The 24,054-nt window shown below is 72.8% G+C and carries 23 protein-coding genes; 14 read left to right on the forward strand and 9 right to left on the reverse strand.

Going from position 1 to position 24,054, the window contains the following annotated elements; genetic code table 11:
• The first annotated feature begins 30 nt into the window (after nt 1-30).
• The 3 genes from N6H00_RS17890 (at nt 31) to N6H00_RS17900 (ending at nt 2,240) form a co-directional block, all read left to right on the forward strand.
• Nucleotides 31-537, forward strand: coding sequence for a hypothetical protein (locus N6H00_RS17890; RefSeq protein WP_268972747.1), 507 nt, complete (start codon nt 31-33; stop codon nt 535-537).
• Between the two features lie 70 nt (nt 538-607).
• Nucleotides 608-1,381, forward strand: a complete 774-nt coding sequence (locus N6H00_RS17895; protein ID WP_268972749.1) for a futalosine hydrolase — start codon at nt 608-610, stop codon at nt 1,379-1,381.
• Nucleotides 1,374-2,240, forward strand: coding sequence for a 1,4-dihydroxy-6-naphthoate synthase (locus tag N6H00_RS17900; protein ID WP_268972751.1), 867 nt, complete (start codon nt 1,374-1,376; stop codon nt 2,238-2,240). The genes N6H00_RS17895 and N6H00_RS17900 overlap by 8 nt, the downstream gene beginning before the upstream one ends.
• Before the next feature lie 29 nt (nt 2,241-2,269).
• Here N6H00_RS17900 and N6H00_RS40175 read toward each other — a convergent pair whose 3' ends face one another.
• Nucleotides 2,270-2,653, reverse strand: a complete 384-nt coding sequence (locus N6H00_RS40175; RefSeq protein WP_030828368.1) for a cold-shock protein — start codon at nt 2,651-2,653, stop codon at nt 2,270-2,272.
• A 168-nt stretch (nt 2,654-2,821) separates the two neighbouring features.
• Between N6H00_RS40175 and N6H00_RS17910 the strand changes: the two genes are divergently transcribed.
• Nucleotides 2,822-3,139, forward strand: coding sequence for a hypothetical protein (locus N6H00_RS17910; RefSeq protein ID WP_268972753.1), 318 nt, complete (start codon nt 2,822-2,824; stop codon nt 3,137-3,139).
• A 45-nt stretch (nt 3,140-3,184) separates the two neighbouring features.
• On the opposite strand, the gene N6H00_RS17915 is transcribed toward N6H00_RS17910, so the two are convergent.
• Nucleotides 3,185-3,907, reverse strand: coding sequence for an HAD family hydrolase (locus N6H00_RS17915; protein ID WP_268972754.1), 723 nt, complete (start codon nt 3,905-3,907; stop codon nt 3,185-3,187).
• Nucleotides 3,908-4,012: 105 nt separating this feature from the next.
• Nucleotides 4,013-5,278, reverse strand: a complete 1,266-nt coding sequence (locus tag N6H00_RS17920; protein WP_268972755.1) for a hypothetical protein — start codon at nt 5,276-5,278, stop codon at nt 4,013-4,015.
• A gap of 186 nt (nt 5,279-5,464) precedes the next feature.
• Here N6H00_RS17920 and N6H00_RS17925 point away from each other — a divergent pair, with 186 nt between their 5' ends.
• Nucleotides 5,465-8,251: a helicase-associated domain-containing protein gene (locus tag N6H00_RS17925; RefSeq protein WP_443072976.1), complete on the forward strand. Its 2,787-nt coding sequence runs from the start codon at nt 5,465-5,467 to the stop codon at nt 8,249-8,251.
• Nucleotides 8,252-8,269: 18 nt separating this feature from the next.
• Here N6H00_RS17925 and N6H00_RS40535 read toward each other — a convergent pair whose 3' ends face one another.
• The gene (locus N6H00_RS40535) at nt 8,270-9,256 is read right to left on the reverse strand and encodes a VanZ family protein (RefSeq protein ID WP_443072977.1); all 987 of its coding nucleotides are present in this window, start codon (nt 9,254-9,256) and stop codon (nt 8,270-8,272) included.
• Nucleotides 9,257-9,420: 164 nt separating this feature from the next.
• On the opposite strand from N6H00_RS40535, the gene N6H00_RS17935 reads away from it, so the two are divergent.
• From N6H00_RS17935 to N6H00_RS17945, 3 genes are all read left to right on the forward strand, one after another.
• Complete coding sequence (locus N6H00_RS17935) at nt 9,421-11,070, forward strand: DNA repair helicase XPB (protein ID WP_268972756.1); 1,650 nt, start codon at nt 9,421-9,423, stop codon at nt 11,068-11,070.
• Nucleotides 11,071-11,226: 156 nt separating this feature from the next.
• Nucleotides 11,227-11,700, forward strand: coding sequence for a hypothetical protein (locus N6H00_RS17940; protein ID WP_268972757.1), 474 nt, complete (start codon nt 11,227-11,229; stop codon nt 11,698-11,700).
• Between the two features lie 262 nt (nt 11,701-11,962).
• Nucleotides 11,963-14,068: a HelD family protein gene (locus N6H00_RS17945; protein ID WP_268977026.1), complete on the forward strand. Its 2,106-nt coding sequence runs from the start codon at nt 11,963-11,965 to the stop codon at nt 14,066-14,068.
• 335 nt (nt 14,069-14,403) lie between these two features.
• Here the strand turns inward: N6H00_RS17945 and N6H00_RS17950 are convergent, their stop codons facing one another.
• Nucleotides 14,404-15,132: a copper homeostasis protein CutC gene (locus tag N6H00_RS17950; protein ID WP_268972758.1), complete on the reverse strand. Its 729-nt coding sequence runs from the start codon at nt 15,130-15,132 to the stop codon at nt 14,404-14,406.
• Between the two features lie 56 nt (nt 15,133-15,188).
• Here N6H00_RS17950 and N6H00_RS17955 point away from each other — a divergent pair, with 56 nt between their 5' ends.
• The 4 genes from N6H00_RS17955 (at nt 15,189) to N6H00_RS17970 (ending at nt 18,219) form a co-directional block, all read left to right on the forward strand.
• Complete coding sequence (locus N6H00_RS17955; protein WP_268972759.1) at nt 15,189-15,875, forward strand: HD domain-containing protein; 687 nt, start codon at nt 15,189-15,191, stop codon at nt 15,873-15,875.
• Nucleotides 15,876-15,990: 115 nt separating this feature from the next.
• Entirely contained in the window at nt 15,991-16,485 is a 495-nt protein-coding gene (locus N6H00_RS17960; RefSeq protein WP_268972760.1) for a cupin domain-containing protein, read from the forward strand.
• Nucleotides 16,482-16,844: a DoxX family protein gene (locus N6H00_RS17965; RefSeq protein ID WP_268972761.1), complete on the forward strand. Its 363-nt coding sequence runs from the start codon at nt 16,482-16,484 to the stop codon at nt 16,842-16,844. Before N6H00_RS17960 ends, N6H00_RS17965 begins: the two co-directional genes overlap by 4 nt.
• A 121-nt stretch (nt 16,845-16,965) precedes the next feature.
• A complete protein-coding gene (locus tag N6H00_RS17970; RefSeq protein WP_268972762.1) occupies nt 16,966-18,219 on the forward strand; it encodes a Cmx/CmrA family chloramphenicol efflux MFS transporter in 1,254 nt (417 codons plus the stop codon).
• A 334-nt stretch (nt 18,220-18,553) separates the two neighbouring features.
• Here the strand turns inward: N6H00_RS17970 and N6H00_RS17975 are convergent, their stop codons facing one another.
• On the reverse strand, nt 18,554-18,826 hold the full coding sequence (locus N6H00_RS17975; protein WP_268972763.1) for a DUF4031 domain-containing protein: 273 nt from the start codon (nt 18,824-18,826) through the stop codon (nt 18,554-18,556).
• Nucleotides 18,826-19,182 carry a hypothetical protein gene (locus N6H00_RS17980; RefSeq protein WP_268972764.1) on the reverse strand — a complete coding sequence of 119 codons (357 nt, stop codon included), beginning with the start codon at nt 19,180-19,182 and terminating at the stop codon, nt 18,826-18,828. The genes N6H00_RS17975 and N6H00_RS17980 overlap by 1 nt, the downstream gene beginning before the upstream one ends.
• Nucleotides 19,183-19,305: 123 nt before the next feature.
• Here N6H00_RS17980 and N6H00_RS17985 point away from each other — a divergent pair, with 123 nt between their 5' ends.
• Together N6H00_RS17985 and murQ are read left to right on the forward strand one after the other, a co-directional pair.
• Nucleotides 19,306-20,256 (forward strand): MurR/RpiR family transcriptional regulator, encoded by a 951-nt coding sequence (locus N6H00_RS17985; RefSeq protein WP_443072978.1) that lies wholly within the window; start codon nt 19,306-19,308, stop codon nt 20,254-20,256.
• Between the two features lie 165 nt (nt 20,257-20,421).
• Nucleotides 20,422-21,372 carry an N-acetylmuramic acid 6-phosphate etherase gene (gene murQ / locus N6H00_RS17990; protein ID WP_268972765.1) on the forward strand — a complete coding sequence of 317 codons (951 nt, stop codon included), beginning with the start codon at nt 20,422-20,424 and terminating at the stop codon, nt 21,370-21,372.
• Nucleotides 21,373-21,478: 106 nt separating this feature from the next.
• Here the strand turns inward: murQ and groL are convergent, their stop codons facing one another.
• Both groL and N6H00_RS18000 read right to left on the reverse strand, forming a co-directional pair.
• Nucleotides 21,479-23,104: a chaperonin GroEL gene (gene groL / locus N6H00_RS17995; RefSeq protein WP_268972766.1), complete on the reverse strand. Its 1,626-nt coding sequence runs from the start codon at nt 23,102-23,104 to the stop codon at nt 21,479-21,481.
• Between the two features lie 518 nt (nt 23,105-23,622).
• On the reverse strand, nt 23,623-23,829 hold the full coding sequence (locus N6H00_RS18000; RefSeq protein ID WP_009716982.1) for a cold-shock protein: 207 nt from the start codon (nt 23,827-23,829) through the stop codon (nt 23,623-23,625).
• Nucleotides 23,830-24,054: the final 225 nt, after the last annotated feature.

Here is a 24,054-nt window from a genome sequence, read left to right on the forward strand (position 1 = left end):
GCGACCGGGGCGGCCAGATAGCCTGCCAGCATGACCGCTGCGTTGTTTTCCAGGGGCAAGGGCCGCCGCGCCGTCACCGCCGCCTGTGCCGTGTCCCTCGGGCTCGTCGCCCTCTCCGCCTGCGACAAGCCGACCCCGCTGGCGACGGTGACGGTCGGTTCGGACACCGTGACGGCCGAGGCGAGCGACGGCTGCTACGGCGACGGCAAGGACCTGAGCTCGGCGAAGTTCAAGTCGTGCCTGTCCGCCAAGCCCGAAAAGACGATCAAGGTCGCCGCCGGGGAGAAGGTGCGGATCGGGGTGGACCCCGAGATCGCCGACTCCAGCTGGGGCCTGATCGCCAACAACCCGGTCATGGCCGAGGCGAGCAAGGAGACGTACCGCAGCTTCGACAGCGACACGCTCTTCGCCAAGCAGAACCCGCAGACCGGTCAGACCACGCTCGAGAAGAAGGTCACGATCACCATCGCCGAGCTGGGCAAGAGCAGCCAGGGCGTCAAGGGCATCTGGCGCTTCACCCTCGAACGGGACTCCTGACGAGCGGGACTCCTGAGCCCACGGTGGTGGTCGGGACAGCCGTGGCAGCTGTGACAAGGGAAAGCCACCCATGCGCGTACTGATCGTCACGGCCGTACCCGCCGAACGGGATGCCGTGGTGCGGGGCGTCGGCGCCGCGGCCCCCGAGGTGGCCGAACTCCCCGTCCCCGGCGGAGTGCTCCACCGGCTGAGCCCGGCGCCGCCCGCCGGGCCGCCGCTCACCGTGGACGTGCTGGCCGCCGGGGTCGGCCCGGCAGCCGCGGCGGCCGGAACCGCCGCCGCCCTCACCACGGCCGCGGTCGCCCACACCCCCTACGACCTCGCCGTATCGGCCGGTATCGGCGGCGGTTTCGGCACCGCCCGACCCGGTGCCGTGCGGCTCGGCTCCGTCGTGGTCGCGGACGCGATCGTCGCCGCCGACCTGGGCGCCGAGACCCCCGACGGCTTCACCGCCGTCACCGACCTGGGCTTCGGAACCGTCGAACACCTCCCGCCCGCCCCGCTCGTCGCCGCCGTCGCCGAGGCGACGGACGCCGTGCGCGGCACCGTGCTCACCGTGTCGACCGTGACCGGAAGCGCCGAACGGGCCGCCGAGCTGCTGCGCCGCCATCCGCGCGCCGCCGCCGAGGCCATGGAGGGCTTCGGCGTGGCGGAGGCCGCGGCGGCCCAGTCCGTGCCCGTCCTGGAGGTACGGGCGGTCTCCAACGCCGTCGGCCCGCGCGACCGCGCGGCCTGGCGGATCCGGGAGGCGCTCGACGCCCTCACGGGCGCCTTCGGGACCCTCGCCCCCCGCCTCGGCACCTGGACCTGGACCTCGGACCCGGAAGGAACCGGCAGTGACTGAGCCCCTGAAGATCGCGTACTCCCCGTGCCCGAACGACACCTTCGTCTTCCACGCCTGGGCCCACGGCCGCGTCCCGGGCGCGCCCGCGCTCGACGTCACCTTCGCCGACATCGACATCACCAACGGGATGGCCGAGCGCGGTGAGTTCGATGTGCTGAAGGTGTCGTACGCCGTACTGCCGTGGGTGCTGGACGACTACGCGCTGCTGCCCTGCGGCGGGGCGCTCGGCCGCGGCTGCGGACCGCTGGTGCTCACCCGGGACCCCGGTGACGGGACGGAGCTCACCGCGAAGGACCTGGCGGGGAAGACGGTCGCGGTGCCGAGCGAGCGTTCGACCGCGTATCTGCTCTTCCGGCTGTGGGCCGCCGCCGAGGTGCCGGGCGGGGTCGGCGAGATCAAGGTGCTGCCGTTCCACGCGATCATGCCGGCGGTACGGGACGGCGAGGTCGACGCCGGGCTCGTCATCCACGAAGCCCGGTTCACCTATCAGAATTACGGGCTGCACTGCCTGGCTGACATGGGTGAGCACTGGGAGCGGACCACCGGACTGCCGATCCCGCTCGGCGCGATCATCGCCAAGCGCTCACTGGGCGCCGAGCGGCTGCGGGAGCTCGCCGACGCCACCCGGACGTCGGTACGGATGGCCTGGGACGACCCGGAGGCATCGCGCGCCTATGTCCTGGAGCACGCCCAGGAGATGGACCCGGCCGTCGCCGATCAGCACATCGGGCTGTACGTGAACGAGTTCACCGCCGGCCTGGGCGAGAACGGCTACGCCGCGGTGCGCGGACTGCTCACCCGCGCGGCGGCCGAGGGGCTGGTACCGCCCCTCGGCCCCGGAGCACTGGATGCGGCCTGATCACGTCACGGCATAGGCAGCCGGTCAGGTCATACGTCGAGCTGGTCGGCCACGGCCCGCAGCATGCCCGCGATCTTGTGGCCGTGCGCCTTGTCCGGATAGCGGCCGCGCTCGAGCTGCTGCGTCACGTTCTCCAGCAGGGTGGTCAGGTCCTGGACGATCGACGCCAACTCGTCCGGCTTGCGCCGCTGGGCGGCCGCTACGGAGGGGGTCGGCTCGAGGACGGTGACGGACAGTGCCTGATCTCCGCGGTTTCCGGCCACCACGCCGAATTCCACGCGCTGCCCCGGCTTCAGTGAGTCGACGCCTTCCGGGAGCACCGACGAGTGCACGAAGACGTCGCCGCCGTCGTCGCGGGAGAGAAAGCCGAAGCCCTTCTCACTGTTGAACCACTTGACCTTGCCGGTAGGCACGTCTGTCTCGTCCTCGTCGCTCGTCGGAAAACACGGAAAAAAAGCTCTGGATAGCACTAGAGCGGGTCGTAAGACCCGCCACCACCAAGGCTAATGGTCCGGAGCCTGGTGACAAGACGTACCCGGGTGGTTCCTATGCGCGCTCTGGCACGGATCTACCCTGGTGCGGTGAGCAATGAAACCCCGCACAGTGGAACCTCCTCGCCCCGCTCCCGCGGGGAGGGAGCCGCGCCCGGCGACCGGCTCATCCGGTCCGGCGTCATCGTCTTCGCCGTCGGAGCGGTGGCCACGCTCGTCACCATCGCGCCGCTCTTCCTGGGCGCCGATCCGCTGCCTTCGGTGGCGTACTTCGTGTGCATGCTGATGGGCGTCGGCTTCCTCCTCGCCGCCGCCGGGCTGCTGCGGTCCATCGCGGCACAGCGGCGGGAGGCCGCGGCCGCTCGGGCCGCCGCCCATACCGGCCCGTCCATACCTCCGTCCGGGTGAATACCGCCGTCCGGGTGAATCAGCCCCGGTGATCCTCCGGATCGATCAGCTTCCCGTGTGACCGTCCACGCGGCCCGCTATGTGACCCGCCAGCCACGTGGGGAACGCCGTCAGATCGTCCAGGACGACATCGGCGCCGGCCGCGCGCAGCTCGTCCGCCGCGCAGGGCCCGGTGGCGACCGCCACGGACAGCGCACCGGCCGTACGGGCGCCCCGTACGTCACCCGTGTGATCCCCGACGTACACCGTCGCCCCGTACTCCCGCAGCGCCTCCGCCTTGGCCTCGGCCCACAGCCAGCCGATGACCGCGTCCGCCTCGATGCCCAGGTGGCTCAGGTGCAGCTTGGCGTTGGGCTCGTGCTTCGCGGTGACCACGATGGCGCGGCCCCCCGCCCGCCGCACGGCCTCGATCGCCTCGCGGGCCCCCGCCATGGCGGGGGTGGGCGCGATCGCGTAGTCCGGGTACAGCTCGCGGTAGAGCTCGCTCATCTCCTCGATGCGCTCATCGGGGAACCAGTGCACCAGCTCCTGCTCCAGCGGCGGGCCGAGCCGGGTGACGGCGAGGTCGGCGTCCACGTAGGTGCCGGTCCGGGCCGACAGGGCCTCGTACGTCGCCTTGATGCCCGGACGGGAGTCGATCAGGGTCATGTCGAGGTCGAACCCGACGGTCACGGTGTGTGACGCTGCGTCCGAGGCGAGATGCGGGTCGGTGTTCGGGTCGGTGGTGGTGGCGGTGGGCACGGCGGAGTACGAAGACATGACCGTCATTGTGCCTTGGCCGGCCCGTGCACTCAGCGTCACCTCGGCCTCTCTGGGGTGGCCATGCTTCGTGGCCCGACGCCCCTGTCCCCGCTGTCGGCCCCGCCCCTCGTATCAGCCCTTGCGCCGCGAACGCCACAGCAGGAACAGCACCGAAGCGACGGCCGCGCCCCGGCCGATGAACGGCCAGGTCTCGATCACCGCGTCCTTCATCCCGTGCTCGGGGATCGGCTCGCCCCACTTGCCGACGGACCGTCCCCACAGCCAGAGCACGCCCCCGGCCACGACCAGACCGGGCAGGCCCAGCGCGGCCCACTTCGCCGCGGCCGGGGAGCGCCGGTAGGTGCCGTAGTACGCGATCACCCAGCCGAAGCCGATCAGGACGATGTTGCCCAGGGCGGCGCCTGCCACGAGGAGCCCGACCGCCACCAGCAGCACCGGGCCGAGCCCGGTCAGCCATGTGACGCCGCCCCCGCCCTCGGGCCGACCGGCCGCCTTACCGGGCCCGAGCAGCACACGGCGCAGCGGACCGCGCGGCTTGCCCCCGGCCTTGCCCTTGGCCTGGGCCTCGGCCTGCGCGTCCGCCGCGGCCTGGGCCTCGGCGGCCGCCTCCGCCGCCGCCTTCTCCTCGGCCTCCCGCCGCTCCTCGCGCTGCCGCTCGGCCGTCTTGCCGCCTCCGAGCAGTTCGGGGATCTCGATCCCGCCGGTGAACCCCTCGACCGAGCCGTACTGCGCGTCGCGCCGCTCGGGCTGCGCGAACGGCCCCGGCTCCACATGCCACCAGTCCATGTTGGACTCGCGCGGGCTCAGTTCGTCCTCACCCGCGAGATGGGGCGGCGAGGCGGCGTTGGGCGACGGCCCGGCGGGGGTGGCGGGCCTCGGCTTGATCAGGGAAGGAGCGCCGTCGCCGTTCTGGCTGCCGTTGGGGCCGCCGTTCTGGCCCACGCCGGTCGCCCCCGGGGCGTTCTCCTCGCGCGGCGCGGGCACCTTACCGGTGAGCCCGCTGCTCTTGGCGAGCCCGGCCAGCTTGTCGCGGGCCGCCCGAGCCGCCCCGGCGGCTCCGCGCGACGGCGCACCACCGGCCGCGCCGCCGGTCGTACCGCCGGCTTCCGCGCCAGGGTCAGCGCCCGATCCCGCTCCCGGGTCGGGGGGCCGACCGCCCGCGGCTGCCACCACATCGGCCGGCGAGCCCAGTTTGGACAGAATCCGCTTCACCCCGGCCGGACTGTCCGTACCCCCGGTCGCCCGGCGATGGTCGATGTCGGCGCGCAGCCCGGAGACCAGCCGCATGCGTTCACCGGACGACAGACCCTGCTGCTGAGCCAGGTCACCGACACGGCTCAGATAGTCGTAGACGAGCTTCTCGCTCTCGATCCCCACCAAGACCCCTGAGAATGCGCACGGTCGGCGTATCAGTCGGCTCCGACGGTACCGCGCGGAACCGGAATCCCGCCGCACCCCCTGCGTTCCGCACCCCGCGGGTACTGTGGATCGAATGAGCAGTTCATGGAATCGGGAGGCATGAGGTGCCCGAAGAGACCAGCTCGCGCAACCGGGAGGCATGAGGTGCCCGCAGAGACCGGCCGAGGGGGCGGCGGCCCACGGGACAGCGGCACACGGGACGACGGCCTCCAAGACCTCGGCCGCCAGGACCGGAACCGCGACGACCACAGCCGCGCCGATCGCGGCCGTGGGGCGCCGCGCACCCTCGCCGAGGAGCTGCGCACCCGGCCCGACGACGCCCTCGCCGCCCTGCTGCGCGCCCGCCCCGATCTGCTCTCCCCGGTGCCGAACGACCTCACCCAGCTCGCCACCCGGGCCGGCACCCGCGCCTCGGTCGTACGGGCCGTGGAGCGGCTCGACCGGTTCGCCCTCCAGACCGCCGAGGCCCTGGCGATCGCGCCCGACCCGTGCCCGTACGCAACGCTGCGGGACCTGCTGACGGGCGATGCGGACGCGACCGGAGCCGACGGCCCCGGTGCCGGGCCGGACGCCGGAGAACGCGCGGCCATCGTGGCCGAGCTGCCGCGTGCCGTGGCCACTCTGCGCGACCAGGCCCTTGTCTGGGGCGGGGACGACCGGCTGCGCCTCGTCCGCACCGCCCGCGAACTGCTCGCCCCGTCCCCCACCTCCCCCTCCCCCACCGGTCTCGGCCCGACCGTCCAGGAGGCCACGTCCGGGATGTCGCCGGGCCGGCTTCAGGAGCTGCTGGCGGGTGCCGGGCTGCCGCCCACGCACGATCCGGTGACGGCGGTGGCGGCCCTGACCGGGCTGTTCCAGGACCGCGCCCGGATGGCGGCGCTGCTCGACGGGGCGCCGGCGGCCGCGACGACCGTGCTGGCCAAGCTGACCTGGGGACCGCCGTACGGGGAGGCGTCCGTCTCCTCGCCGACCCCGCCCGTCGGCTGGCTGCTGGACCGCGGACTGCTGCTGCCGTCCGGGCCGCGCAATGTGGTGCTGCCCCGCGAGGTCGCCCTGCATCTGCGCGGCGGCCGGGCGCACCGCGCCCCCGAGCCGCTGGCCCCGCCGCTCTCGCCCGTCGCCGAGCGCGATCCACAGGCTGTGGACAACGCCGCCGCGGGCCAGGCCTTCACCGCGTCGGCCACCGTCGAGGAGTTGCTGGGCCAGTGGGAGAGCGCCGGACCGCCGGTGCTGCGCGCGGGCGGGCTCAGCGTCCGCGACCTCAAGCGGACCGCCGTGGCACTCGACGTGTCCGAACCGGTGGCCGCCTTCTGGATCGAGCTGGCGTACGCGGCCGGGCTGGTGGCCTCCGACGGCGAGACCGACGAGCGCTACGCCCCCACCCCCGCCTATGACGACTGGCTGCGGCTGCCCGCCGAAGAGCGCTGGGCCCGGCTCGCCGCCGCCTGGCTGCCCGCGACCCGTACGGCGGGGCTGGTCGGCAGCCGGGACGGCAGGGGCCGCACCCTCGCCGCCCTCGGCCCGGACCTGGACCGCTCACCGGCTCCCGAGGTCCGCCGCCGGGTCCTCGAACTCCTCGCCACCCTCCCGCCCGGTGCCGCACCCGCCCCCGAGGTGCTGCTGACCCGGCTGCGGTGGGAGCGACCGGTCGGCCACCGCGGTGCCTCCGCCCCCGGAGCCGCCGCCCCGGGCACCGCCTCGCCCACCGGGGCCGCCGTTGGAGCCTCGCCCACCGGGGCGGGCACCAGCACCGCGGAGGACCTGCGCTCGCGGCTGGCCCGCTGGACCGTGGCCGAGGCCGAGATGCTCGGGATCACCGGCCGGGGCGCGCTGTCCTCCCACGGCCGCGCGCTGCTGGAACGCCGCCCGGACGAGCCGTCCGCCGGGGGCGACGCGGCAGCCGCGCACGCCGCGTCGCTGCTCGCGCCGCTGCTCCCCGAGCCCCTCGACCACGTCCTGCTCCAGGCCGACCTGACCGCCGTCGCGCCCGGCCCCCTGGAACGGCCGCTCGCCGAGACGCTGGGCGTCCTCGCCGACGTCGAGTCCAAGGGCGGCGCGACCGTCTACCGCTTCACGCCCGAGTCCGTACGCCGTGCGCTGGACGCCGGGCGGACCGCCGACGACGTGCACACCTTCCTCGCCGCGCACTCCCGCACCCCGGTGCCGCAGCCGCTCGCGTACCTCGTCGACGACGTGGCCCGTAAGCACGGCCGGCTGCGCATCGGCGCCGCCTCCGCGTATCTGCGCTGCGACGACGACGCGCTGCTCGCCGAGATCCTCGCCGACCGCCGCTCGGCCGGGCTGCGGCTGCGCCGTCTCGCCCCCACCGTGCTGGCCGCCGAGGCACCGCCGGACATGCTGCTGGAGGGGTTGCGGGCGATGGGGTACGCCCCCGCGGCCGAGTCCGCCGAGGGCGATGTGCTGGTCACCCGCCCGGAGGCCCAGCGCACCCCGCCCCGTACGCCACCCGTCCCGGTCCCGGAGGGCCCGCCGGTGCCCAACGCCGCCCTGCTGGGCGCCGCGGTGCGCGCCATCCGCGCCGGGGACCTCGCCGCGACCGCACCCCACAAACCGGTGGCCGGGTCCGGAGCCGGACCGGGCTCCGGGGCCGGGGCCGGTACTGGGGCCGGGGCTGGGTCGGGTTCCGGGGCAGGGTCGGGTTCCGGAGCCGGTTCCGCCGCCGCCGGCGACCGGCTGCCCCGCACCACCTCCGCCGACACCCTCGCCACCATGCAGGCCGCGGCCCTGACCGGCTCCAATGTGTGGATCGGCTACGTCAACGCCGACGGCGCGGCCTCCCAGCGCGTGATCGCCCCGGTCCGGGTCGAGGGCGGCTTCGTCACGGCGTACGACCACACGGCCGACGAGGTCCGTACGTACCCCCTGCACCGCATCACCGGCGCCGCCGAACTGGCCGAGGACGCGACCTAGACCAGGCGGCGGCACAGGTCACGCGGCAGGCGGCCGCTGGGTCCACCGGTGCCACCAGTGGCGGCGGCGGGGGTGCAGGGCGCGGCCCAGCCGGCGGCCGACCACCACATAGCCGAGCAGAGCGCCCGTGGTGTTGAGGATGACGTCGTCGATGTCGAAGGCCCGGCCCTCGACGATGAGCCCCTGAGCGGTCTCGACGGCCACCATCACCAGGGCCGTCACCACCACCACCCGCACCGCGCCCCGCGCCTTGGGCACCAGCATCGGCAACAGCACCCCGAAGGGCACGCCGAGCAGCACATTGCCGCCGATCTGCTTGACCGTGTCCCGGAAGGCGGGCTGATCGATGTAGGCGCGCAGCGACTGCCCGGGATGCAGATTGGTGTGCACGAGGTCGACGGAACCGGGCGAGGGCACGAGCGTGGCCTTGGCGAGCCCCACCGCGAAGCCGACCATGCAGACGAACGCCAGCAGCAACACCAGCGCCCGCGCCATGCGCGAGCCGAACGAGTCGCGCTGAAGGGGCGCCTTCGCCGGGGCGTCCTGCGGCTCCGGGGGGCTGGTGGCCCGGCCCTTCCCGCTCCGGGGCTCGGCGGGTCGCGCTTCGACCGCCTCCGACCGCATGGCCTGGGGCTCCGTGGTCCCGGGCTTCGCCGTACGGGGCTTCGCGGCCTTGGGCTTCGCGGCGCCCGGGGACTTCGTGGCCGGGGACCGCTTCGTCGTGGACGGCTTCGTCGTGGACCGCTTCGTCGTGGACGGCTTCGTCGTGGACCGCTTCGTCGTGGGCCGCTTCGTCGTGGGCCCGGTCCGATCCGTCCGGGCCCCGGTCTTCTCCTGGGCGCCCGTCGTCCTGGAGCCCTCCCGCGGCTTCTTCTCCGCCGTCCGCTTCGCCGTCCCCCGCCGCTCCGGCGTCCCCTTCTCCGTCGTCCCCTTCCGCGTCGTCCTCTTCCGCGTCGTCCTCTTCACCGCCGTCCGCCGGATCTCCCATCCAGCGATGCTGATCACAGGGACTCCCTCCCGCCCGTGGCTCTGTCGTCGCCGCTCCGTCGGTGCGTGTCCGTCTTCGCCGCTTGCCCGTAGCCGCCCGGAGTATCCCTGTGGCTCTCCGCCACCCCGGCCCGATGGTGGACACTGGTTCTTTGGCCGGCAGTACGAAAGGACCCAGGCGCGTGAATGGACCCCTCATCGTCCAAAGCGACAAGACGCTCCTGCTCGAGGTGGACCACGAGCAGGCGGACGCCTGCCGCCGCGCCATCGCGCCCTTCGCCGAGCTGGAGCGGGCGCCCGAGCACATCCACACCTACCGGGTGACCCCGCTGGGGCTGTGGAACGCCCGCGCCGCCGGGCACGACGCCGAGCAGGTGGTCGACGCCCTCGTCGCGTACTCCCGCTACCCCGTCCCGCACGCCCTCCTCGTCGACGTCGCCGAGACCATGGCCCGCTACGGGCGGCTGCGGCTGCTCAAGCACCCCACCCACGGTCTGGTCCTGGAGACCAGCGACCGCCCGGTCCTCGAGGAGATCCTGCGGTCCAAGAAGATCCAGCCGCTGGTCGGCGCCCGGATCGACCCGGAGACCGTCGTCGTCCACCCCTCCGAGCGCGGGCAGATCAAGCAGACGCTGCTGAAGCTGGGCTGGCCCGCCGAGGACCTGGCCGGCTATGTGGACGGCGAGGCGCACCCCATCGAGCTGTGCGAGGACGGCTGGGCGCTGCGGCCGTACCAGAAACAGGCCGTGGAGGGCTTCTGGCACGGCGGCTCGGGTGTCGTCGTCCTGCCCTGTGGCGCCGGAAAGACGCTGGTGGGGGCGGGTGCGATGGCCACCGCCAAGTCGACCACGCTGATCCTGGTCACCAACACCGTCTCCGCCCGGCAGTGGAAGCACGAGCTGGTGCGCCGCACCTCGCTCACCGAGGACGAGATCGGCGAGTACAGCGGTACGCGGAAGGAGATCCGCCCGATCACCATCGCCACGTACCAGGTGCTCACCACCAAGCGGAAGGGCGTCTACCCGCATCTGGAGCTGTTCGACTCCCGCGACTGGGGCCTGATCGTCTACGACGAGGTGCATCTGCTGCCCGCGCCCGTCTTCAAGTTCACCGCCGATCTCCAGGCGCGGCGGCGGCTCGGGCTCACGGCGACCCTCGTCCGGGAGGACGGCCGGGAGTCCGACGTCTTCTCGCTCATCGGGCCGAAGCGCTTCGACGCGCCCTGGAAGGAGATCGAGGCGCAGGGCTACATCGCCCCCGCCGACTGTGTCGAGGTCCGGGTCAATCTGACCGAGACCGAGCGGCTGGCGTACGCGACCGCCGAGGCCGACGAGAAGTACCGCTACTGCGCCACGACCGACTCCAAGCGGCGGATCACCGAGGCGCTGGTCGCCCGGCACAAGGGGCAGCAGACGCTGGTCATCGGCCAGTACATCGACCAGCTCGACGAGTTGGGCGAGCATCTGGACGCCCCCGTCATCAAGGGCGAGACCACCAACGCGCAGCGGGAGAAGCTCTTCGACGCCTTCCGGGAGGGCGAGCTGTCGGTGCTCGTCGTCTCGAAGGTCGCCAACTTCTCCATCGACCTCCCCGAGGCCACGGTCGCCATCCAGGTCTCCGGCACCTTCGGCTCCCGCCAGGAGGAGGCCCAGCGGCTGGGCCGGGTGCTGCGTCCGAAGGCCGACGGCCACCCGGCGGTCTTCTACTCGGTGGTCGCACGCGACACCATCGACCAGGACTTCGCGGCACACCGCCAGCGGTTCCTGGCCGAGCAGGGATACGCGTACCGGATCGTGGACGCGAGCGAACTGCTCGCGGACGAGGACGTCTGACCTTCGCCGACCCGGGCCGCCGTCCCCCTCCCTCCACCCATGACTTCTGTCATGGGTGACCGGTGATCGCCGACTCTGCCCGGGGCGTTCTCCGCCCGGAAGGATCGTGGGTGTCAGCAGGACACCGCACCACACGACGCCGAAAGGGCGGGGGACATGGGCATCAGCATCCGCGCACGCAAGACCGGTGAACGCAAGGCCGGTGAACGCAGGCCCGGTGAACGCGACACCGGTACCGCCGACGTCGACCTGAGCGAGGTCAAGCCACTGCCGGTGTGGTTCTTCGGCTTCGAAGGCGTCATGGGCGCCGCGTACGACCTGACCAAGGCGTGGGACGACGCCTGGATGGTGCTCGTCGGGATCGGCCTGGTGAACGTCGTGGTCGGGGTGACCGTGCTGCGCCGCCGGATGAAGCTGATGCGCGCCATGCTCAAGAACTCCCGTACGCGCGGTATCGCCCTCGGGCTGATCACGCTCCGCGTCGGCCTCCATCTCCTCCTCGCCGTCCTCGGCGCCCCGGTCACCTCGGTCGCCGGACACCTGGCCGTCGCCGTGCTGATGGGCGTGACGACGGTGACGCTGCTCTGGTTCAACCAGCGCGTGACCTTCCGCGCGCTGCGGCTCGCGTGAGGCCGGCCCGGGACCGCCCGCCCGGCACGGCACTCCCGGAGCCGCGCTCCCGGGGCCGCAATAATTCATTCGCCTCCGCGACACGCCGTGGCTACAATCGCCGGTCTTGCCGCCTCCCGCGTTCCGGACGAACGACGAACGGGAGAGCCGCCGTCCGGACGGAAACCGGCCGGCATCCGGACCGCGCGCATCCGTACCGCGCATCCGCTTTGTGTGCTCGTTTGTGTACTCGCTCGTGTACTCGCTCGCCGGAGGCTACGCCGTGCCCTCGCACGCCCCTGACCACCCAGAATCCCTCGCGGACCCCGCCTTGGACCCCGTCGCGGACCCCCTCGCGCGGGAGCGCGCCCATCTGACCGCGTCCCGCGCCGCGCTGCGCGCCATGCGCGCCGACGTCGAGGCCCTCGACCTCCGGGACGTCGCCGCGAACTGGGTCAACGCCGAAGCCCTGCACCATCAGGTGAGCGAACGCATCAAGGCCCTGGCCGACCTCGCCGACACCCCGCTCTTCTTCGGCCGCCTGGACTATCTGCACGCACCGGGCGCGGAGGCGGCGGAGGGCGCGGAGGGGGAACGTTTCTACATCGGCCGCCGCCATGTACACGACGCGGACGGCGACCCCATGGTCATCGACTGGCGCGCCCCCGTCTCCGAGCCCTTCTACCAGGCGTCCAAAAAAGCGCCCATGGACATCGCGCTGCGCCGCCGCTTCGGCTACACCGGCGGCGAGTTGACGGCGTACGAGGACGAACGGCTCAGCGACCCCACCGAGTCGGAACAGACCAGCAAGCTGCTCCAGTCCGAGATCGAGCGCCCGCGCGTGGGACCGATGCGGGACATCGTCGCGACGATCCAGCCGGAGCAGGACGAGATCGTCCGCCAGGGAATCGGCGGCACCATCTGCGTCCAGGGGGCGCCGGGCACCGGGAAGACGGCCGTGGGGCTGCACCGGGTGGCGTATCTGCTGTACGCGCACCGCGAGCGGCTGGCCCGCTCCGGCACCCTGGTCATCGGCCCGAACCGGTCCTTCCTCCACTACATCGAGCAGGTCCTGCCCGCCCTCGGTGAGTTGCAGGTGGCCCAGGCGACCGTCGAGGACCTGGTGACCCGCCCGGCCCTGGGCGCGCAGGCGCGTGGCGCCGACACGCCCGACGCGGCCCGCGTCAAGGGCGACGCACGGCTGGCCGAGGTGCTGCGCCGCGCCCTGCGCTCCTACGTCACCACCCCCACCGAACCGTGTGTGGTGGTGCGCGGCTCCCGCCGCTGGCGGGTACCCGCGTACGAACTGGAGGAGATCGTCGAGGAGTTGCTCACCCGCGACATCCGCTACGGTGCCGCCCGCGACGCGCTGCCGCAGCGCATCGCGCACGCCGTGCTCGTCCGGATGGAACAGGCGGGCGAGGCGCCCGACGACCGGGTCCAGGACGCGGTCGCGCGCAACGCGGCCGTCAAGGCGGCGGTCAAGGCGATCTGGCCGCCGGTCGACCCGGCCAAGCTGGTGCTGCGGCTGCTCTCCGACGCCGACTTCCTGGCCGAGCACGCGGACGGCGTCCTCGACGCCGAGGAACAGAAGACCATCCTGTGGACGAAGCCGGCGCGCGGCGTGAAGTCCGCTAAGTGGTCCCCGGCGGACCTGGTGCTGATCGACGAGGCCGCCGATCTCATCGAGCGCACCCCGTCCCTCGGCCATGTGGTCCTGGACGAGGCACAGGACCTGTCCCCCATGCAGTACCGGGCGGTGGGCCGCCGCTGCAGCACCGGTTCGGCGACCGTGCTCGGCGACATCGCCCAGGGCACCACCCCGTGGGCGACGGCCAGTTGGGAGGAGGCACTGACCCACCTGGGCAAGGAGGGGGCGGCGGTCGAGGAGCTGACGCAGGGGTTCCGGGTGCCGCGCGAGGTGATCGCCTACGCCTCGCGGCTGCTGCCCGCCATCGCCCCCGGCCTGTCGGAGGCCACCTCGATCCGTGAGGCGGCGGGCGACTTCTCCGTACGCGCCGTGGACCCGGCGGAACTGGACGCCGCCGTGATCGCCGCGTGCCGGGAGGCGCTGACACATGAGGGCTCGATCGGCCTGATCGCGGCGGAGGCCCGGATTCCGATGCTGGTCCGGGCCCTCGACGCGGCGGGCCTGGCGCATCTCTCCCCCGGCGAGGAGACCAGCGCGGAGGCCCGCCTCACCCTCGTCCCGGCGACGCTGGCGAAGGGTCTGGAGTACGACTACGTGGTACTGGACGAACCGGCCGCCGTGATCGACGGCGAGCCCGACGAACGCACTGGACTGCGCCGCCTGTACGTCGCCCTGACCCGCGCCGTCTCCGGCCTGACGGTGATCCACGCGGCACCGCTGCCAGAGCGATTGGCCTGACACCTCCGGAAGGGGGCGGCGGCCAGGTACGCGGCGGCCCCGCTCCGGGGAGGGGCGGCCGGTGCTGCGGCGGCCCCACTACCGGGAGGGGACGGGCCGGGGCTGCGCGACCCCGCCCCCCGGAAGGAGAGCGGCCGGGCCTATGGCAGCACCGCTACCGGGAGGGGGACGGCCAGGTCTGCGGCAGCCCCGCGCCCGGAGGGGGGACAGGCCGGGCCTACGACAGCACCGCCCCCGGAAGGGGGACGGCCGGGGCCGGCGGCCTCGCTTCCGGAAGGGGGCCCGGCCTGCGGCGGCCGGCGCCCGGCTCCCCCTTCCTCCTCCCGTCAGGTCCGTCAGGCCACCGGCACCGACGCGTCCAGGGCCGTGCGCCACTGGCCGACCACGGCCGCGTCCACGGGGCCGGACCAGCCCGCCGGGCGGGCCGCGCCGCCGATGTGGAAGGCGTCGATCCCGCCGGCGCGCAGCATGGGCAGATGGTCGAGGCGCAGCCCGCCGCCCACCATGAGGCGCGGCTCGTAGCCTGGCGTGCCGGCCCGCTCGGCCTCGGCGAGCAGTGTCGGCAGGCCGTCGTCGACGCCGTGCGCCGAACCGGCGGTGAGGTACGTGTCCAGGCCGGGGAGGTCGGCGAGCCGCTTGCGCAGTCCGTCGCGGTCCCCGGTGCGGTCGATGGCCCGGTGGAAGGTCCAGCGGCTCTCGTCCACGCCCGCGCCCGCGCGCACGGCCTCGGTCAGCGCGGTCACGGCGGCCAGGTCGACCTCGCCGTCGTCGGTCAGGAAGCCCAGGACGAACTCGTCCGCCCCCTCCGAGTACAGCGCGGCGGCGGCCTCGCACAGCGCGTCGAGCGCGGCGGCGTCCCCCGCCGCGAAGCCGTCGGACGCGCGGAGCATCACCCGCACCGGAAGGTCCACGGCCGAACGGACCGCGGCGAAGGTCTCACGGGATGGAGTGAGTCCGTCGGCGGCGATGTCGGTGACCAGTTCGAGGCGGTCAGCCCCTCCGGCCTGTGCGGCGATCGCGTCCGCCGGGTCCAGGGCGATCACCTCGAGAATTGGTCTAGACATGCCTCACAGCTTGCCACACCGCGCAAGAGGACAAACCCTTACCCCACAATTGGCCCATGCCCGCGCCCTCACCCGCACGTCATCCGGCCCACGACGCCCTGCTCGCCCGCTGGACAGACCTCCTCACCAGCGCCCGCGAAACCAGCACCCGCGAAACCACCGCCCCCGCCCCCGGCCCCTACGGTGAGGACCTCCTGTCCCGCTGGGCCGAACCCCAGCGCCGCTACCACACCACCGACCACCTGATCGCGGTCCTGGACCGGGTGGACGAACTGCTCCCGCACGTCCAGGCCCCCGACCCGGCCGCCATCCGCCTCGCCGCCTGGTTCCACGACGCCGTCTACCTCCCCGACCGCTCGACCAACGAGGAACGCAGCGCCCGCCTCGCCGAACGCGCCCTCACCGAGGCGGGCGTCCCGGCCGCCCGCACGGCCGAGACCGTGCGCCTCGTCCTCGTCACCCTCGACCACGACCCCGCCGAGGGCGACACCAACGGCGAGGTCCTCTGCGACGCCGACCTGGCCGTGCTGGCCGGCTCCCCCGAGGAGTACGGCGCCTACGCGGCGGCGGTCCGGGAGGAGTACGGCTTCGTCCCCGACGACGCCTTCCGCGAGGGCCGCGCGAACGTCCTCCGCCACCTGCTGGGACTCCCCCATCTGTTCCGTACGCCCGTCGCCCACACCCGCTGGGAGGCCGCCGCACGCCACAACATGGCCACGGAGCTGGAGTTGCTGACCGCGTGACCTGCACGACGCAGCGCGGGCTGCCTGAACTCCACGCTGCGGCGATACCCATAGGGCATCGGCCTTGCGGAACGGATCTTGGACAGCCGCGGGGCCCTGGCGGTGCACTCGGACCATGACCGACGCAGCCAAGACCAGCGCACCGCAGACCGAGCCCGCCGTATCGGTGGTCGGCCCCGACGACGGCGAGATGATCGTCCTGGGCACCACACGCATGCGCGTCCTCGAAGACGGCAGCCACACCGAGCACCGCCTCGCGATCGCCGAGTCCGTCCTCGCCCCGCACACCTCCGGACCGCCGCAGCACCGCCACGCCCAGCACGACGAGGGCTTCTACATCGTCTCCGGCACGCTCCGGTTCACCGTCGGGGACAAGGACTACGAGGCCACCGCGGGCACACTCGTGATGGTTCCGCCCGGCGTCCCCCACACCTTCGCCAACCCCACCGACCAACCCGCCGTCTTCCTCAGCACGTTCACCCCGGACCTGTACGTGCAGTACTTCCGAGACCTCCAGAACGTGATCGCCGAGGGCCGGCCGCTGACGCCACAGGACAACCTCCGCGTGATGCGCCGCTACGCGACCGAGCCCGCGGGACGGGAAGCGTGAACATCGCCTATTGGATCGTCGCCGGGCTGCTCGCCCTCTTCTATCTCTACTCAGGCGCGGTGAAAGCGATCCGTGACCGCGACCGACTCCGCCCGATGATGGCCTGGGTCGACCGCATGCCCATGCCCGCCGTCAGGGCGCTGGGGGCGGTCGAGATACTCGGTGCGGCCGGGCTGGTCCTGCCGCCGCTGACCGGCATCGCACCCTGGCTGGCGCTGGCCGCGGCCATCGGGTTCGTGCTCCTCCAGATCGGCGCCGTCGCCGTCCACCTGACCGGCGAAGACCGCCAGATCACACTCAACGTCGGGCTCATCGCCATGACGGCTCTGGTCATCTGGCCGGCCACCACCTGGCTGTGATCGGGCACCGTACCTGGACAGCTCCTCGTCGCCGCTGCTCCGGGCAGGAATGCCGAGCTCATCCGGTGGCGTTGAGCCTGGCATGCCCTCGTCCTCCCCAGCGGATTCCGCTCGCTCCCGCATGCCCCTGGCCGTCTATGTCCTCGGGCTGTCCGTCTTCGCTCTCGGTACCTCCGAGTTCATGCTGTCCGGGCTGCTGCAACCCGTCGCCCGGGACATGGGGGTGTCGATCCCCACGGCCGGGCTGCTGATCTCGGCCTTCGCCATCGGCATGGTGGTCGGGGCGCCGGTGCTGGCGGCGGCCACCTTGCGGCTGCCGAGGCGCACGACGTTGATCGCCCTGCTCGCCGTCTTCGGGCTGGGGCAGATCGCCGGGGCGCTGGCCCCGTCGTACGGGGTGCTGTTCGCCTCCCGGGTGGTGAGCGCGCTCGCGTGCGCCGGGTTCTGGGCCGTCGGCGCCGCGGTGGCCGTATCGCTGGTGCCGGTCGGCGCGCGGGCGAAGGCGATGGCGGTGATGGTCGGCGGCCTGAGCATCGCGAACATCGCCGGGGTGCCGGCCGGGGCGTTCCTCGGGCAGCACGCCGGGTGGCGGGCCGCCTTCTGGGCGGTGGCCGGGCTGTCGGCGCTCGGACTGGTCGGGGTCGTCGCGCTCGTACCGCGTACCGAGGTGCCGACCGGGGACGACCAGCCGCGGCTCCGCGCCGAGCTGCGCATCTACCGCGATCCGCAGGTCTGGCTGGCGCTGGCCGCCACCGCGCTGAGCGGTGGCGCGGTCTTCTGCCTCTTCTCCTACCTCGGACCGCTGCTGACGGATGTGTCGGGACTGGACGAGGGCTGGGTCCCGACCGTCCTCGCGCTGTTCGGGGTCGGCGCGCTGCTGGGTACGGTGATCGGCGGACGGATCGCGGACGCGCATCTGTTCGGCACGATGTTCGGCGGCATCGTCGCCTCGACGGTCGTGCTGAGCGCGCTGGCGCTGACCGCGCACAGCCCGGTCGCGGCCGTCGCCCTGGCGCTGATGCTCGGCTTCACCGCCTTCTTCACCGCGCCCGCGCTCAACGCCCGGATGTTCAACCTCGCGAACGCCGCGCCCACGCTCGCGGGTGCGACGAACACCTCCGCCTTCAACATCGGCAACACGGTCGGCCCGTGGCTCGGCGGACTGGTCATCGACGCGGGCTGGGGCTACCCGGCGGTCGCCTGGACGGGCGCCGCGCTCGCCGGTACGGGCGTGGTGGCGACGGCGGTCGCCGCACGGGTGCACCGGGCAACCGGCTCCTCGCGCATCATCGCCACCTCGGCCGACTCGCTGGAGGAGGCTGCGCACGGCTCCGCCCACCACGCCGCCCACGACTCCGCCCGCGTCTCGCGCTGAGGCCGGGAAGCGCCCCGCCCCGGTCCCTCCGCGCCGATCCCGGCGGCAGGTTCCGCCCGCGCGGCCGGGCGACGGGCACCCCGGAAGTCACGGGTGCCCGACGGCGCGGCGCCCCGCGCTGCCGCGCTGCCCCGCCCCACGGCCCAACGGGCGCGCACGCGGGGCGCGTCGGCGCCATCGGGCGGTGCGGTCGCCGCACGGCCTGTCCCCGGACAGGCCGTGCGGCGTGGGTCCCGGGACACGCCGTGCGGTGTGAGATTCCCTCGGGCCGGCCGCTCCGGTCGGCCGGCCGGAGCGGCGGGCCCGAGGAGCGGGCCGCAGGGCCGACCCCTGGTCAGTCCGCGTTCGCGGCGCGCTTGGGGCGGCGGAGGCCCGCGGCCTTCAGACGGCGGAGGAGTTCCTTGCTGCCGACCTCCTCCGCCCCCGCCCGTACCGCCTCCTCGTACAGCTCGCCCGGTACGTCGTAGTGGTCGCGGTCGAAACCCCGGCGCGGAGCGCCGATGCGGGCGGCGAAGGCGTGGAGTTCGGCGTAGGAGACATCGCTGACGAGGTGGGACCACATGCGGCCGTGGCCCGGCCACGAGGGCGGGTCGATCAGTACGGCCATCAGAGGGTGGTGCCCAACGACCCCACGGGCGCCACCGCGACCGCCGTCTTGCCGCAGACCCAGTGCGGGTCGGGGCCCAACTCGGGCTCCACGTCCAGGGCGTGGAGGTCGCCGCCCCGGGTGCAGACGGGACACAGCGGCCATCGGCCGTACCGCTCCAGCAGGGCGTCCTGGACGTCCTGGGCGACCAGACCGGCCACGTACGCCGCGCCCTCCGGCCACTGCTCGACCCACCACCGCCGGTGCGCGATCGCGTCCTCGACCAGCGAGACGATATCGGCCCGTGCGACCTCTCCCGCCGCGAGGTCGGCCAGGACGAGGGCGCGGGCCGCGTGCAGTGCGTGTTCGAGCTTCATGGGTCCCATTGTCACCTTTGCTGCGTTCCGGCGCCTGTTCGCTCCCCTGGCGCCTGCGCGCCTACCGGCCACGCAGCCTCGCCGAGGGTTGACGGGCCCCACCCCCGGAAATAGTTTTCACCGATGAGTAGCGAACTGAAGGAAACTTTCAAGGAAGCTTTCATGTCACCACCGAACCCCGGCGCCCCGCCCCCCGCCCCGGCGGCCCTCGCCGCGAAGGTCCGCACGTTAGCTCCCTCCATGACCCGCTCCATGCAGCGCGTCGCGGAGGCGGTGGCGGGTGATCCGGCCGGATGCGCGGCGCTCACCGTCACCGGGCTCGCCGAGCGGACCGGCACCAGCGAGGCCACCGTCGTCCGCACCTCCCGGCTGCTCGGCTACCCCGGATACCGCGATCTGCGCCTCGCGCTCGCCGCGCTCGCCGCGCAGCAGGCGGCCGGCCGGGCCCCGGCCGTCACGGCGGACATCGCGGTCGACGATCCGATAGCCGACGTGGTCACCAAGCTGGCGCAGGAGGAGCAGCAGTGCCTGGCCGACACCGCCGCCGGTCTGGACACCAGCCAGGTCGAGGCCGCCGTCTCGGCGCTGGCCACGGCCCGCCGGATCGATGTGTACGGGGTGGGGGCGTCCAGTCTGGTCGGACAGGACCTGGTCCAGAAGCTGCTGCGCATCGGGCTGATAGCCCACGCGCACGCCGATCCGCACCTCGCGGTCACCAACGCGGTGCAGCTGCACTCCGGTGACGTCGCCATCGCGATCACCCACTCCGGGCGTACGACGGATGTCATCGAGCCGCTGCGGGTGGCGTTCGAGCACGGGGCGACCACCGTCGCGATCACCGGACGGCCGGACGGCGAGGTCGCGCAGTACGCCGACCTGGTGCTCACCACCTCGACCGCGCGCGAGAGCGAGCTGCGACCGGCGGCCATGTCCAGCCGCACCAGCCAGCTGCTAGTGGTGGACTGCCTGTTCATAGGGGTCGCCCAGCGGACGTACGAAGCGGCCGCGCCCGCCCTCTCCGCGTCGTACGAGGCCCTCGCGCACCGGCACGACCCGCGTCCCCGGCATCGCTGAGCCCGACGCGCCACCAGGCCGTTCGCCACCAGACCGTTCGGTCTCACCCCCGATCCCCCGACCCCGAACCCCGAACCTCCCGGTCACCGCATCGCCCGGTGGCTGCCCTTCCAGTCACCGTCACCCCCACCTTTACGCTGACGTACCGGAAAGAGCCGCTTCACCATGACTTCCGCCGACTCCACAGCCGATCAGGACGCCGCACGGCTCCGCGACCAGCTCGACACCCTGACCACCGAGGCGTTCCGCCCCGAACTCGCCGGGATCGACCGGCTCGAAACCCTCGAGATCGCCCGGATCATGAACGCGGAGGACGCCGCCGTCCCCGCCGCCGTCGCCGGCCGGCTGCCTCAGATCGCCGCCGCCATCGACGCCATCGCCGCGCGGATGTCCCGTGGCGGCCGTCTGATCTATACGGGCGCGGGCACCGCGGGACGGCTCGGGGTGCTCGACGCGAGTGAATGCCCACCCACCTTCAACACCCGGCCCGAGCAGGTCGTCGGCCTGATCGCGGGCGGCCCGGAGGCCGTGGTGACCTCGGTCGAGGGAGCGGAGGACAGCGCGGAGCTGGCCGCCCGGGACCTCGAGCGGCTCGGGATCGGACCCGACGACACGGTGATCGGCGTCTCGGCCTCCGGGCGCACCCCGTACGCCGTGGGCGCGGTCGAGTACGCCCGGCACCGTGGCGCGCTGACCGTCGGCCTGTCCTGCAACGCCGGCTCGGCGCTCGCCGCCGCGGCCGACCACGGCATCGAGGTCGTGGTGGGGCCGGAGCTGCTCACCGGCTCGACCCGGCTGAAGGCGGGCACGGCCCAGAAGCTCGTGCTCAACATGATCTCGACCATCACCATGATCCGGCTGGGCAAGACCTTCGGGAATCTGATGGTCGATGTGCGGGCCTCCAACGACAAGCTGCGCGCCCGCTCGCGGAGGATCGTCTTCCTGGCGACCGGCGCCTCCGACCAGCGGATCGAAAGCGCGCTGGCGGCCACGGACGGCGAGGTGAAGAACGCGATCCTCACCATCCTGGGCGGGGTGGACGCCCCGACCGCAAAGAAGCTGCTCGGCGCGGCCAACGGCCATCTGCGCGCCGCCCTCGAGGCCGCCACGGGGTGACCTCCGCACCGCCTTGGAACGCCGTCGGGGCGGCACCCCTGGGAGAGGGTGCCGCCCCGACGTATCGGACGGTTCGACCGATCGGCGTGTGAACGCGCCGAGTCGATCAGAAGTCCATGTCACCGCCCGGCATGCCGCCCGGAGCGCCCGCCGGGGCGGCCTTCTCCGGCTTGTCGGCGATGACGGCCTCGGTGGTCAGGAACAGCGCGGCGATCGACGCGGCGTTCTGGAGCGCCGAGCGGGTGACCTTGGCCGGGTCGATGATGCCCTCGGCGATCAGGTCGACGTACTCACCGGACGCGGCGTTGAGGCCGTGACCCGGGGTCAGGTTGCGCACCTTCTCGACCACGACGCCGCCCTCGAGACCGGCGTTGACCGCGATCTGCTTGAGCGGGGCCTCCAGGGCCAGGCGCACGGCCTGGGCACCGGTGGCCTCGTCGCCCTCGAGCTCCAGCTTCTCGAAGACCGAGACGGTCTGGAGCAGGGCCACGCCACCACCGGCGACGATGCCCTCCTCGACGGCGGCCTTGGCGTTGCGCACCGCGTCCTCGATGCGGTGCTTGCGCTCCTTGAGCTCGACCTCGGTGGCGGCACCGGCCTTGATGACGGCCACGCCGCCGGCCAGCTTCGCCAGGCGCTCCTGGAGCTTCTCGCGGTCGTAGTCCGAGTCCGAGGACTCGATCTCGGCGCGGATCTGGTTGACGCGGCCCTGCACCTGGTCGGTGTCGCCGGCGCCGTCCACGATGGTGGTCTCGTCCTTGGTGACGGTGACCTTGCGGGCGCGGCCGAGCAGGTCCAGCCCGGCGTTCTCCAGCTTGAGGCCGACCTCCTCGGAGATGACGGTGCCACCGGTGAGGATGGCGATGTCGCCGAGCATGGCCTTACGGCGGTCACCGAAGCCCGGGGCCTTGACGGCGACGGACTTGAAGGTGCCACGGATCTTGTTGACGACCAGGGTCGCCAGGGCCTCGCCCTCGATGTCCTCCGCGATGATCAGCAGCGGCTTGCCCGACTGCATGACCTTCTCGAGCAGCGGGAGGAGGTCCTTCACGCTGCTGATCTTGGAGTTGACGATCAGGATGTACGGGTCGTCGAGCGACGCCTCCATACGCTCCATGTCCGTCGCGAAGTACGGGGAGATGTAGCCCTTGTCGAAGCGCATGCCCTCGGTGAGCTCGAGCTCGAGCCCGAAGGTCTGCGACTCCTCGACGGTGATGACGCCTTCCTTGCCGACCTTGTCCATCGCCTCGGCGATGAGCTCACCGATCTGGGTGTCGGCGGCGGAGATGGAGGCGGTGGAGGCGATCTGCTCCTTGGTCTCCACGTCCTTGGCCTGCTCGAGGAGCTGGGCGGAGACGGCCTCGACGGCCTTCTCGATACCGCGCTTGAGCGCCATCGGGTTGGCACCCGCGGCGACGTTGCGCAGGCCCTCCTTGACCAGCGCCTGGGCGAGGACGGTCGCGGTCGTCGTGCCGTCACCGGCGACGTCGTCCGTCTTCTTCGCGACCTCCTTGACCAGCTCGGCGCCGATCTTCTCGTACGCGTCCTCGAGCTCGATCTCCTTGGCGATGGACACACCATCGTTGGTGATCGTGGGGGCGCCCCACTTCTTCTCGAGGACGACGTTGCGACCCTTGGGGCCGAGGGTGACCTTGACGGCGTCGGCGAGCTGGTTCATCCCGCGCTCGAGGCCGCGCCGTGCCTCCTCGTCGAACGCGATGATCTTGGCCATGTGAAGTGGTCCTCCCAAGACTTAGGGGGTACCTCCCAGGCCGTTAGGCCGTGGGGGCGGATTGCTCCGGACCGCGCTGGCGCCCGCGACGGACGGCCTGTCTGCCGTGCGGTTCCTTGCCCCGCATGGCCCGACGGGCCTCACCGACCCGGTCCTTCTGTCACTCTCAACGTCAGAGTGCTAACGCCAATGATTAGCACTCGGACCATGCGAGTGCAAGCGCCCGAAGGGCTCCATGGGGGGTGGCGGCCGGGTGACGGGTGGGCGCAAGCGCCCGAAGGGCTCCATGGGGGGTGGCGGCCGGGTGACGGGTGGGCGCAAGCGCCCGAAGGGCTCCATGGGGGGTGGCGGCCGGGTGACGGGTGGGCGCAAGCGCCCGAAGGGCTCCATGGGGGGTGGCGGGCGTGGGCGAGGCGCGCGGGCCGGGGGGGAGCCCCCGGGCATGCCGAAGGGTCCGTACCCTGGTCGAGGTACGAACCCTTCGGACTTGTTCTGTTCAGCTGCGTCGCGTCGGCGCGTCAGCCTACGGCCACGCGGACCATGTCGGCCTGCGGGCCCTTCTGGCCCTGCGAGATCTCGAACTCGACCCGCTGGCCTTCCTCGAGGGTGCGGTACCCGTCCATCTGGATCGCGCTGTAGTGGACGAACACGTCCGCACCACCGTCGACCGCGATGAAGCCGTACCCCTTCTCCGCGTTGAACCACTTGACGGTGCCCTGAGCCATTCCTAACTCCCCTATTGCTGGCCCTTGCGCAGGACCGCACTCCGCGGACCCGGGTCAGACCTCACCCCCCGGATGTGGGGGGTGTGCGCCGGAACGCGTCGACCGCCGCTGAATGTATCCGTCCCAACGCCCTCTGCAACAGGTCAATCGGACGAGAATTCTGGGCACGGCCGAACGGTTAAAAGCGAGAATTCATATGAAGTTCGGGCAAGCCGGGCGGGACAT

The sequence above is a fragment of the Streptomyces sp. S465 genome (assembly GCF_026898115.1).
In the GTDB taxonomy this organism is placed as follows: Bacteria; Actinomycetota; Actinomycetes; order Streptomycetales; family Streptomycetaceae; genus Streptomyces; species Streptomyces luomodiensis.

Coding starts and splice junctions, on each gene's coding strand:
- N6H00_RS17890 (WP_268972747.1), top strand. CDS start 31: ATGACCGCTGCGTTGTTTTCCAGGGGCAAGGGCCGCCGCGCCGTCACC.
- N6H00_RS17895 (WP_268972749.1), top strand. CDS start 608: ATGCGCGTACTGATCGTCACGGCCGTACCCGCCGAACGGGATGCCGTG.
- N6H00_RS17915 (WP_268972754.1), bottom strand. CDS start 3,907: ATGACGGTCATGTCTTCGTACTCCGCCGTGCCCACCGCCACCACCACC.
- N6H00_RS17940 (WP_268972757.1), top strand. CDS start 11,227: ATGGGCATCAGCATCCGCGCACGCAAGACCGGTGAACGCAAGGCCGGT.
- N6H00_RS17950 (WP_268972758.1), bottom strand. CDS start 15,132: ATGTCTAGACCAATTCTCGAGGTGATCGCCCTGGACCCGGCGGACGCG.
- N6H00_RS17955 (WP_268972759.1), top strand. CDS start 15,189: ATGCCCGCGCCCTCACCCGCACGTCATCCGGCCCACGACGCCCTGCTC.
- N6H00_RS17960 (WP_268972760.1), top strand. CDS start 15,991: ATGACCGACGCAGCCAAGACCAGCGCACCGCAGACCGAGCCCGCCGTA.
- N6H00_RS17970 (WP_268972762.1), top strand. CDS start 16,966: ATGCCCCTGGCCGTCTATGTCCTCGGGCTGTCCGTCTTCGCTCTCGGT.
- N6H00_RS17975 (WP_268972763.1), bottom strand. CDS start 18,826: ATGGCCGTACTGATCGACCCGCCCTCGTGGCCGGGCCACGGCCGCATG.
- N6H00_RS17980 (WP_268972764.1), bottom strand. CDS start 19,182: ATGAAGCTCGAACACGCACTGCACGCGGCCCGCGCCCTCGTCCTGGCC.
- N6H00_RS17985 (WP_443072978.1), top strand. CDS start 19,306: ATGAGTAGCGAACTGAAGGAAACTTTCAAGGAAGCTTTCATGTCACCA.
- murQ (WP_268972765.1), top strand. CDS start 20,422: ATGACTTCCGCCGACTCCACAGCCGATCAGGACGCCGCACGGCTCCGC.
- groL (WP_268972766.1), bottom strand. CDS start 23,104: ATGGCCAAGATCATCGCGTTCGACGAGGAGGCACGGCGCGGCCTCGAG.
- N6H00_RS18000 (WP_009716982.1), bottom strand. CDS start 23,829: ATGGCTCAGGGCACCGTCAAGTGGTTCAACGCGGAGAAGGGGTACGGC.